The organism is Kitasatospora sp. NPDC004289 (assembly GCF_053602875.1).
Genome location: NZ_JBSGEL010000136.1, coordinates 1 through 9,769 on the forward strand (window position 1 = coordinate 1; position 9,769 = coordinate 9,769).

Consider the following 9,769-nt stretch of genomic DNA (forward strand, 5'->3'; position numbering starts at 1 on the left):
GCGTCACCACCGACCCGCTGGTGCTGGGCGGCGCCGCCCTGGTGCTGACCTACTCGGCGTACGCCCACCCGGCCCGCCCGGCCCACGTCCGAAACACCCTCAGTCCGAAACACCCTCAGTCGGAAAGCAGGACAGCCGCGATGACCCGCGAGGTACCGTTCGTCCGCGTCACCACCGCCGATGGCGTCACCACCCTGGAGCTGGACTCCCCGCACAACCGCAACGCCCTCTCCACCCGGCTGATGGCGGAACTGACGCGGGGTCTGGCCGACGCGGCCGCCGACCCCGGCGTGCGGGCGGTCGTGCTCGGCCACACCGGCAAGGTGTTCTGTGCCGGGGCCGACCTCTCCGAGGCCACCGGCGACGACCCGACGGTCGGACCGCGCGGGCTGGTCGACCTCCAGCGGGCCCTCGTGGACTGCCCCAAGCCCGTGGTCGCGGCGGTCGACGGCCACGTCCGGGCGGGCGGCCTCGGCCTGCTCGGCGCCGCGGACCTGGTGGTGGCCGGCCCGCAGTCCACCTTCGCCTTCACCGAGGTCCGCCTCGGGCTGGCCCCGGCGGTCATCTCGCTCCCGCTGCGGCCCAAGCTCGACCCGCGCGCCGCCTCGCGGTACTACCTCACCGGCGAGACCTTCGACGCGGCGGAGGCGGCCCGGATCGGCCTGGTCACGGAGGCGGCGCAGGACGTGGCGGCGGCGCTCAAGGTCTTCCTGGACGCCTTCCGCCTGTGCTCGCCGCAGGGCCTGGCCGAGACCAAGCGGCTCGCCAACGCCGGGGTGGTCGCGTCGTTCGAGCAGGACGCCGAGGAGCGCGTCGCGCAGTCGGCGCGGCTGTTCGGCTCCGCGGAGGCCCAGGAGGGCATGCGGGCCTTCCTGGAGCGCCGCCCGGCCCCCTGGGCGCAGTAACGCGTAAGCGCGGGCACGCCGGCGAAGGTGGTCACCCCGGGGGCGCGGGGAACTGCGCGCGGTGGAAAGGCAGGAGCTGCAACCGGCTGACGGTGCTTCGGTTGCAGGTGAGCCGCCTTCCGACCCGCGCAGTTCCCCGCGCCCCTGCGGGGCGCTCCGGCGGATGCCTCAGCGCGCGGCGACCGAAGCCAGCCGGCGGGCCGCCCGGTAGTCGCGCATGATCTGGGCGAAGGTGGTGTGCCCCTGGGTGGTGCGGGCGAAGGCCCGCCAGGCCGGGCCGACCAGGCAGACGGCGGCGTGGAAGAGGTGCGGCCGCTTCTCGAAGGCACCGAGCATCACCTTGCCGGCCCGCATCTCCACGCCCAGCCCGGCCTTGACGGCGAAGGCGTAGTTGAGCGCCTGCCGGCGGACGTCCGTCGTGCCGTCCGCCTCGGCCACCTTGACCGCCCACTCGCCGGCCAGCCGGCCCGACCGCAGCGCGTACGAGATGCCCTCCCGGGTCCACGGCTCCAGCAGCCCGGCCGCGTCACCGGCGACCAGCACCCGCCCCTTGGAGAGCGGTGAGTCCTCGGCCCGGCAGCGGGTCAGGTGGCCGGACTCCACGCTCGGGGTGAACCCGCTCAGGCCCAACTGCCGGATGTACTCGGCCAGGTACTGCTTCGTCGCCTCGCCGTCGCCGCGGGCCGAGATGACCCCGACGGTCAACGAGCCGGAGTCGGTCTTCGGGAAGACCCAGCCGTAACTGCCGGGAAGCGGCCCCCAGTCCAGGTGGATGCGGCCCTCCCAGGCCCGGGAGACCTGCTCGGGGACGGGGATCTCCGCCTCCAGGCCGAGGTCGATCTGGTCGAAGGAGACCCCGACGTGGCGGCCGATCCGGCTGGCGCTGCCGTCGGCGCCGACCACCGCGCGGGCCTCGATCCGGCGGCCGTCCGCCGTGGTGACGGTGACGGTCCGTCCGCTGCCGGCGCCGGGGCCCTCGGGCTGCTCGACCCCGCTGACCGTGACGCCGGTGACCAGCACCGCCCCGGCCTGCTCGGCGGACTGCACCAGGCGCAGGTCGAACTCGTCCCGGTTCACCAGGCCGAAGAGCATCCGCTTGGAGCGACGGGTGCGGGTGTAGCGGCCGCCGAGCGCGAAGGTGACCGCATGCACCCGGTCCTGCAGAGGGAGCTTGAAGTCCTCCGGCAGGCTGTCCCGGGAGGGGCCGATGATGCCGCCGCCGCAGGTCTTGTATCGGGGGTGCTCGGCCTTGTCGAGCAGCAGCACCCGGCGCCCCTGCTTCGCCGCCGCGTACGCGGCCGAGGATCCGGCCGGGCCCGCGCCGACCACCACCACGTCCCACACGCCGCCCAGCGGGTCCTGCTCCCGCGCCACGGCGTCCGACGCGGCGTCAGGATCGGGCCCGGGCACGGCGGGCTGGTCGGAGAGGTCCTGGCCGAGGGTGCTACCGGTGTCAGTCACAGGCAGCAATCCTAGTGCGCCGGACCTGCGGAGGATCCAGCCCTCCGGGAGTGGCGGCCTATGATCGAAACCACCCGAACACCTGGTTTCCCACGGTGCCCTCCCCACCCCCGGAGCACTCCTGATGACCGAGCAGTCCCTGGCGACGGCCGTCCGCGACCTGATGCCGCGGGCCAAGGCCGACCTCACCGACCTGGTCGCCTTCGCCTCCGTCGCCGACCCCCGCCAGTTCCCCGTCGAGGAGTGCCACAAGGCCGCCCGGTGGGTCGCCGACGCCTTCGCCGCCGAGGGCCTGACGGACGTCCGGCTGCTGGACACCCCCGACGGCACCCAGTCCGTCTACGCCGAGTTCCCCGGACCGGCGGGTGCCCCGACCGTTCTGCTCTACTCGCACTACGACGTGCAGCCCCCGCTGGACGAGTCCGGCTGGCACTCCCCCGCCTTCGAGCTGACCGAGCGCGACGGCCGCTGGTACGGGCGCGGCGCGGCCGACTGCAAGGGCAACGTCCTGATGCACCTCACCGCCCTGCGCGCGCTGCGGCAGGTGGACGGCGGCTACCCCGTCGGCCTCAAGGTGATCGTCGAGGGTTCCGAGGAGCAGGGCACCGGCGGCCTGGAGCGCTACGCCGAGGCCCACCCCGAACTCCTCGCCGCCGACGTGATCGTGATCGGCGACACCGGCAACTTCGCCCCCGGCCTGCCCACCGTCACCGCCTCGCTGCGCGGCATCGCCGAGGCCTCGATCAGCATCACCACCCTGGCCGGGAACCTGCACTCCGGCGCCTTCGGCGGCGCCGCCCCCGACGCGCTGCAGGCCCTGGTCAAGGTGCTCGCCTCGCTCCACGACGAGAACGGCGACTGCGCGGTGGCCGGTCTGACCACCGGTCAGACCTGGCAGGGCGTCCAGTACTCCGAGGAGCAGTTCCGCGCCGACGCCAAGGTGCTGGACGGCGTCGCCCTCACCGGCACCGGCACCGTGGCGGACCGCCTCTGGGCCCGCCCGGCCGTCACCGTGCTCGGCATCGACTGCCCGCCGGTGGTCGGCGGCGCCTCCTCCGTCCAGTCCGCCGCCGCGGCCCGGGTCAGCCTGCGCGTGCCGCCGGGCACCGACGTGAGGACCGCCCAGGACGCCCTGGTGGCCCACCTGGAGGCGGCCGTCCCGCTCGGCGCCCACGCGGTGGTCGAGCGGCTCGGCAGCGGCTCCCCGTTCAGCGCCGACACCAGCGGCCCCGCCTACGCCGCGATGGCCGAGGCCATGCGGGAGTCCTTCGGCACCCCCATGGTCGTCTCCGGCGAGGGCGGCTCCATCCCGCTCTGCAACACCCTGCGCACCCTCTACCCCGAAGCCGAGATCATCCTCATCGGCGTCGAGGACCCCACCACCCAGATCCACGCCGTCAACGAGAGCGTCGACCCGTCCGAGCTGGAGAAGATGTCCCTCACCGAGGCCCTCTTCCTCCGCAACTACGCGGCCGCCCGCACCGCCTGACCCACCCTCCGCCGGCCCGGCCCGGCTGCCGGGCCGGGCACGCTCTCCGTCATCATGGGAGCATGTCCGCGATCACCACCGTCCTGCTCAGCCCCGGCAGCTGGGAGGAGGACCAGCAGGTCCTCGACGAACTCAACCTCCGCCTGCGCGAGCTCGACCCCGAGGCTCCCGGCCGGTGGCGGCTGGGCAACCTGTCGGCCGACGGCGGTTCGTGGGGCGGCACGAAGTACCCGCCCGCGCTCTACGGCGGGGCGCTGAACCACCTGCCCTTCGCCGATTTCGCCCGCATCGTCGCCGAACTCCCCTGGTCCGAACCCGAGACGTTCCAACTGTTCGTCATGGCGGACCAGGAGGACCGCTACCGGGTGCTCACCCTGGCCGACCTACGGGGGGCGGCCCGCCGGGGCTGACCGCCGCAGGGCGCCGAGCAGCGTCGCGCCGAGGGCGGCGCCGGTGCCGGCGCCGAAGCAGAGCTCGTCGATCCGGCCGCGTTCGTGGCGGGCCAGGCGGTGCAGGGCGCCCACGGCGGCGGCCGCGGTCAGGACGGCGGCGGCACCGGGGGTCACCCGGCCGAGAGCGGAGCGGTGCGGGGCCAGGGCGGCCAGGCCGAGGAGCGAAGTGCCGTACTGGAGCACGGTGTGGAGGGGGACGCCGGCGACCCGGGTGTCGAGCACCGGAAGGACCCGGACGCCCCAGCGGCCCTCGTGGGTGAAGGAGTCCCAGAGCACGTGGGTGCCGGCCCCGACGGCCGCCGAGAGAACGAACCGGCCGAACGGCACCGGGCTCCGCCGCTCGGGCCGGACCACCCCGTACCACCAGAGCGCGGACGCTCCGGCGATCGCAACGTCCACCGTCGGCACGGCCCACCACCGGTGCGTCGGTCCGCCGTACCGGTAGCTGCCCCGCAGCACCGACTCGGCGAAGTACGGCACGTCCGGCGCCATCGCCCCGGCCACCAGGCCGGCGGCCACCCACCGCCCCCGGCCGAGCAGGGGGAGCACGGCGGCCGGGTGGCTGAAGGTGAAGGGCACACCGCCGATGCTAGGGGCTGTCTCCTCAAGAGGCGCAGGTCGGACACGCCGTCAGGTGGCCGGTGTACAGCGCGTGGAGTCGCGACAGCCGGACCTCCTGGGCGGCCTCGTCGCGCGGGGACGGGGCGGTGGAGGCGAGATGGGTGTCGCGGCCCTGCCGGTCCGTCAGGACCAGGCCCGCGGCACCCGCCGGTCCCCAGGTGTGGCGCGGGCGGTACCCGATGGCGGCCACCTCGCACCACGGCGTCGTCCGGGTCCCGACCACGGACCGGTTGACCAGTCCCTGCGCGTCGGCGCGGAGGCCGAGCAGGCCGACCCGGCAGAGCAGCACCGAGCCCACCGCGGCGGGCCCCCCGAACATCACCCAGAACATCCACTGCGGGAAGTGGATCAGCTCGTCCTCGGGAGCGCCCCAGGCCCGTACCAGTTCCGGCAGTTGGGGCAGCCCGAAGGCCAGCAGCAGAACGGCGAGCACGGTCAGCCTGATCCGCTCGGCCCGGGGCACGAACTCCACGGTACGGTCGTCGTTCACGGTGCGTCCCCGAGGTGGTCGAGCTCCTCGGCGATCGCGCTGCGCAGCTCGTCGTGCCGCGGGCCGAGGGCGTGGGCCGGCCCGCTCCAGTGCTCGCGCGGGTAGAGCCAGACGGGGTGGCCGACCTTGTCGGCGGGCTCCCAGTCGTAGCGGGGCCAGACGTGGGCGTGCAGGAACGGGTCGGTGTTGCCGAGGATCTCCAGGTTGACCCGGCGGAAGGCCGGATCGAGGCGGGCACAGGCCCGTTCGACGGCCTCGCCGAGCAGGGCCATGGAGTCCAGGAAGGCGGTGCGCTGAGGGCGGGTCAGGTCGGAGAGCCGCCCTGCGGCGGGGTCCTCGCCGAGCAGGACCGTGTACCCGGGGAGGAACTGCACGTCGCCGATCACGGCGAAGCCGCCGGGGAGCCGGCGCAGCACCGTGGGGTTCTCACCCCGCAGCGCCGCGCCGATCCGGTCCTTCTTCCAGCCGTCGTCCATCGGTTCCGTTCCGTTCCGTGCTGTTCGTGCGGTTCATGCGGTTCGTGCTGTGCGTCGAGCCGGGTCAGGCTCCCGCTCCCACCGCGGCCGGCAGTCCGGCCTCCAGGTAGCGGAGTTCGCCGCGCTCGCGCGCGTCGAGCGCGGCGGCCAGGCGCCGCAGCCGGTTGGGCGGGAGCAGGCCGGCGGCCTCGTCCAGGGTGACGAAGCGCCAGCCGCGCAGCTCCTCGGCGGGCAGCCGCAGGGCGGCCCGGGCAGTGGCGTCCAGGTGGCCGCCGTCGTACATCAGCCGCAGACCGCCGCGGCGCGGACCGGTGCGCGGCTCCCAGTCGACGGCGAGCAGCCGCAGCGCGGAGGCCTCCAGCCGCAGGCCGAGCTCCTCGACGGTCTCCCGCAGGGCGGCGTCGGTGGGGGCCTCACCACGCTCGACCACGCCGCCGGGGAACTCCCAGTCGGGCTTGTAGACCGGGTCGACGAGCAGCACCCGGTCCTGGTCGTCGAAGAGCAGGACCGCGGCGGCCACGGTGTCGCCGGTGGAGTCGGCGCTCTGCACGATCGGGCAGCGCGCGGTGCCCTGCTCGACCAGTTCGGCGAGCCGTTCGGCGGTCTGACGGGGCGTCAGCCCGGTCGTGTCCACCAGGTGGGCGTCCCGGCTGAGCCAGCGGCGGGCGGCACGGTACTGGGGCAGGTGCTCCTCGCACCAGCTCCGCAGCCGGGCGCTGGCGGCCGGGTCGTCGGGGCACTCCTCGCGGGCGGCTATCCGCTCGCGCAGGACCGTTTCGTCGGCGTCCAGCACCAGGTGGTGGACGGCCAGGCCGCGGGCGGCCAGCGCGCCGAAGATCTCGTCCCGGTAGTCCTCGCGCAGCAGCGTCATCGGCACCACCAGCGGCCCGGGCACCTCGGCCAGCAGGGCCGCCGCCACCTCGGGCACCAGCCGCCGCCAGGCGGCCAGGTCCTGGAAGTCCGAGACGGTGGCCATCCGGTCCGGCGGCAGGATGTGCCGCAGGCCGTAGCCGACCAGCTCGGGGTCGTAGAGCACGCTGCCCGGCAGCAGGCCGACCAGTTCCCGGCAGGCGCTGGTCTTGCCCGCGCCGAACGTCCCGTTGACCCAGACGATCACGTTTCCCCCGCCCTTCGCCGGTCGTGCACCGGCCCTCACCTCCCGGTCGTCCCCCGCCCGGACCCGGCCCATGCCTGCCCGGTCGGGCGACCGTCGCTTCCCGGCCGTACGGCATGTGTCAGCCGCACGCGCCAGCTTCCTGACCTGTTCAGGGCAGGCACGCCTGCCCACCGGGCCGGTCGCTCAGTCCAACTCGGGCAGCCGCTTCTTCAGCACCTTGCCCATCGCGTTCCTCGGGAGGTCGGGCACCAGCACCACCCGCCGGGGCCGCTTGTGCACGGAGAGCCGTTGCGCCACGAAGGCCGTGAGCTGATCGCCCGTCACCGAACCGTCGGCGACGACGTAGGCGACCACGGTCTGGCCGAGGTCCGGATCGGGCGCACCGACCACGGCCGCGTCGGCCACCGCGGGGTGGTCGCGCAGCGCGGCCTCCACCTCGCCGGCGCCGATCTTGTAGCCGCCGCTCTTGATCAGGTCCACCGAGGCCCGGCCGACGATCCGGTGGAAGCCGTCCGGCTCGACCACCGCGACGTCCCCGGTGCGGAACCAGCCGTCGGCGGTCCACGCCTCGGCGTCCGCGTCCGGCCGGTTCAGGTACCCCGTGAACAGCGTCGGCCCGGCCACCTGGAGCTCGCCGAGGCTCTCGCCGTCGGGCTCGACCGGTCCGCCGTCCTCGCCGACCAGGCGGGTGCGCACCCCGTCCAACGGCAGACCCACACTGCCGGGGCGGCGCTCGCCGTCGGCCCGGGTGGAGACGGTGATCAGCGACTCGGTCATCCCGTACCGCTCGATCGGCGCGTGGCCGGTCAGCGCGTGCAGCCGCTCGAAGACCGGCGTGGGCAACGGGGCGCTGCCGGAGACCAGCAGCCGGGCCCCCGCCAGCGCGCGGGCCGACGGCGCGTCAGCGGTGACGCGGGACCAGACGGTCGGCACCCCGAAGTAGAGCGAGCCGCCGGCCGCGGCGTACGCCTGCGGCGCGGGGCGGCCGGTGTGCACCAGCCGGCTTCCGGTGCGCAGCGCTCCCAGCACGCCGAGCACCAGGCCGTGCACGTGGAACAGCGGCAGGCCGTGCACAAGGGTGTCCTCGGCGCTCCACTGCCAGGCCTCGGCCAGCGCGTCCAAGCCGGCCGCCACGGCGGAGCGCGGGATCACCGCGCCCTTCGGGGCGCCGGTGGTGCCGGAGGTGTAGAGCACGAACGCGGGCCGGTCGGCGGACGGTTCGGCGTACGTCGCGGCCGAACGGACCGTCAGGTCCACCGGCAGCGCCTCGATCCCGTCCACCGGCCCGGCGCCCGCGGCCTGCGCCAGCAGGGCGGCGCCCGAGTCCCGGAGGATGTGCTCGCGCTCCTTGGGCCCGGAGTCCGGCGGCAGCGGCACCACCGGCACCCCTGCCAACAGCCCGCCCACCACGGCCACCACGGTCTGCGCGCTAGGCGTCGCCAGCACCGCCACCGCGGGGGCCCCGGCCACCCGGTCGGCCACCGCGGCGGCGGCACCCAGCAGGTGCTCCCGGGAGAGCGGATGACCGTCGATCACCAGGGCGTCGGCGGCATCGCCGTACGCACCGTCCAGTGCCGTCAGGAGTCCCATGGCCCGGACTCTACCGGCGTGCCGTCACCGACCAGCCACGAGGTGCGTCCCACCGACCCACCGAGGGACGGCAGGGCAACACCCCAGGGGCGCGGGGAACTGCGCGAGCCCGGAAGGCGGCCCACTGCGAGATCGGGGCATGTGAGCCAGTTGCACCTAGTGCCGTCCCCCACCGCGCAGTTCCCCGCGCCCCTGCGGGCCGCTCCCTGACGTCAGAGGCCCGACATGCCCCGGCCGGCGGCCTCCGAGCACTGTGGGTTCCGGCAGGCGCCACCCCGCCAGGTGTGCAGCCGACGGCCGTCGGCGTCCACCGTCTCCCCCGCGTACTCCGCCTCGACGGCGGAGTTGCAGCGGGCACAGGTGAGGTGCCTCGGCTTGGTCGCGCCGGTCTGGAGCTCTTCCATCGGGATGCCATCCACTCTCCGCTCGGGGCACGGCCACCGAGCGGTCGTCGTCCGGTCGTACCGCCATCGTCGGGCGGGCGGCGGCGGCCGGTCCACGGGCCGCCACCCGCCCGGGGCATCCGTCGGATGAACGCCGACCGGCTCCTGACCACCCGTCACCCCCGCCGAACTGCGGTTCCTCCGTCAGCGGGTGCTTGACACGGCGGCGTTCTGCACAGCACCGGGGAGGCCCGCCGTGACGCCACGGACCTCGCTGGCCGCCCGGCGGTCCACCGTGCTCAGCGGGCCGAGACCGCCGAGCACCGTCAGCAGCCCGGCCGTGGTCAGCGAGCCGGGCGGGCCCGGCACGGGTTCGAGGACCGTCAGGGTGGCGGCCTCGGCGAGCAGTTCGGGCCGCAGCCCGGCCAGGCCGCCGGGGCGGACCGTGCGGCCGGCCGGGAGCCAGTCGGGCAGTACCGGGCCGAAGGAGCCGAGCAGCAGCACGAGGTCGCTCTGCCGGACCGCCGACTCGGCCGCGTCGCGCAGGTCCGAGGCGCGATAGCACCACTGGTCGGGGTGCTGGCCGCGCAGGGTCGGGAACCTGCGGCGCAGCACCGTCAGGATGTCCCGCACCTCCTGCACGGGAGTGCAGGGCGCGGTGACGAAGGCCAGCCGCTCCGGGGTGGCGGGTGCGCCCATTCTCCCTTCCCTGACGGACGCCCCGGTCTCCGGGGTCAACATCTCGTTGACGGCGCGGCGGGCACTGGCGATGCAGGCCGGAATGC

General features: G+C 74.9%; 10 protein-coding genes and 1 pseudogene. 3 read left to right on the forward strand and 8 right to left on the reverse strand.

The genetic code is table 11. The annotated features are described in order from the left end of the window. The first annotated feature begins 140 nt into the window (after positions 1-140). Positions 141-905, forward strand: coding sequence for an enoyl-CoA hydratase family protein (locus tag ACWEPF_RS38980; protein WP_452176401.1), 765 nt, complete (start codon positions 141-143; stop codon positions 903-905). 168 nt (positions 906-1,073) lie between these two features. Here ACWEPF_RS38980 and ACWEPF_RS38985 read toward each other — a convergent pair whose 3' ends face one another. After that, complete coding sequence (locus ACWEPF_RS38985; protein ID WP_452176402.1) at positions 1,074-2,315, reverse strand: geranylgeranyl reductase family protein; 1,242 nt, start codon at positions 2,313-2,315, stop codon at positions 1,074-1,076. Positions 2,316-2,490: 175 nt separating this feature from the next. On the opposite strand from ACWEPF_RS38985, the gene ACWEPF_RS38990 reads away from it, so the two are divergent. Together ACWEPF_RS38990 and ACWEPF_RS38995 are read left to right on the forward strand one after the other, a co-directional pair. Next, the gene (locus tag ACWEPF_RS38990) at positions 2,491-3,855 is read left to right on the forward strand and encodes a M20/M25/M40 family metallo-hydrolase (protein ID WP_452176394.1); all 1,365 of its coding nucleotides are present in this window, start codon (positions 2,491-2,493) and stop codon (positions 3,853-3,855) included. A 62-nt stretch (positions 3,856-3,917) separates the two neighbouring features. Further along, positions 3,918-4,265, forward strand: coding sequence for a hypothetical protein (locus ACWEPF_RS38995; protein WP_452176395.1), 348 nt, complete (start codon positions 3,918-3,920; stop codon positions 4,263-4,265). Here ACWEPF_RS38995 and ACWEPF_RS39000 read toward each other — a convergent pair. The 7 genes and pseudogenes from ACWEPF_RS39000 to ACWEPF_RS39030 all read right to left on the reverse strand — a co-directional run. Continuing rightward, positions 4,239-4,886 carry a DUF4184 family protein gene (locus tag ACWEPF_RS39000; RefSeq protein WP_452176396.1) on the reverse strand — a complete coding sequence of 216 codons (648 nt, stop codon included), beginning with the start codon at positions 4,884-4,886 and terminating at the stop codon, positions 4,239-4,241. The two genes, ACWEPF_RS38995 and ACWEPF_RS39000, sit on opposite strands and share 27 nt — an antisense overlap. A 25-nt stretch (positions 4,887-4,911) precedes the next feature. Continuing rightward, positions 4,912-5,418 carry a PH domain-containing protein gene (locus tag ACWEPF_RS39005; RefSeq protein WP_452176397.1) on the reverse strand — a complete coding sequence of 169 codons (507 nt, stop codon included), beginning with the start codon at positions 5,416-5,418 and terminating at the stop codon, positions 4,912-4,914. Beyond that, positions 5,415-5,894, reverse strand: a complete 480-nt coding sequence (locus tag ACWEPF_RS39010) for a diadenosine tetraphosphate hydrolase (protein ID WP_452176398.1) — start codon at positions 5,892-5,894, stop codon at positions 5,415-5,417. The genes ACWEPF_RS39005 and ACWEPF_RS39010 overlap by 4 nt, the downstream gene beginning before the upstream one ends. Positions 5,895-5,958: 64 nt before the next feature. Further along, positions 5,959-7,011, reverse strand: a complete 1,053-nt coding sequence (locus tag ACWEPF_RS39015; protein ID WP_345289476.1) for an NUDIX domain-containing protein — start codon at positions 7,009-7,011, stop codon at positions 5,959-5,961. A 183-nt stretch (positions 7,012-7,194) separates the two neighbouring features. Continuing rightward, entirely contained in the window at positions 7,195-8,601 is a 1,407-nt protein-coding gene (locus tag ACWEPF_RS39020) for an acyl-CoA synthetase (protein WP_452176399.1), read from the reverse strand. 212 nt (positions 8,602-8,813) lie between these two features. After that, positions 8,814-9,005 carry a hypothetical protein gene (locus tag ACWEPF_RS39025; protein ID WP_452176400.1) on the reverse strand — a complete coding sequence of 64 codons (192 nt, stop codon included), beginning with the start codon at positions 9,003-9,005 and terminating at the stop codon, positions 8,814-8,816. Positions 9,006-9,188: 183 nt separating this feature from the next. After that, positions 9,189-9,769: pseudogene (locus ACWEPF_RS39030) on the reverse strand (hypothetical protein); the annotation flags it as partial.

Coding starts and splice junctions, on each gene's coding strand:
- ACWEPF_RS39025 (WP_452176400.1), bottom strand. CDS start 9,005: ATGGAAGAGCTCCAGACCGGCGCGACCAAGCCGAGGCACCTCACCTGT.
- ACWEPF_RS38980 (WP_452176401.1), top strand. CDS start 141: ATGACCCGCGAGGTACCGTTCGTCCGCGTCACCACCGCCGATGGCGTC.
- ACWEPF_RS39010 (WP_452176398.1), bottom strand. CDS start 5,894: ATGGACGACGGCTGGAAGAAGGACCGGATCGGCGCGGCGCTGCGGGGT.
- ACWEPF_RS38995 (WP_452176395.1), top strand. CDS start 3,918: ATGTCCGCGATCACCACCGTCCTGCTCAGCCCCGGCAGCTGGGAGGAG.
- ACWEPF_RS39020 (WP_452176399.1), bottom strand. CDS start 8,601: ATGGGACTCCTGACGGCACTGGACGGTGCGTACGGCGATGCCGCCGAC.
- ACWEPF_RS38990 (WP_452176394.1), top strand. CDS start 2,491: ATGACCGAGCAGTCCCTGGCGACGGCCGTCCGCGACCTGATGCCGCGG.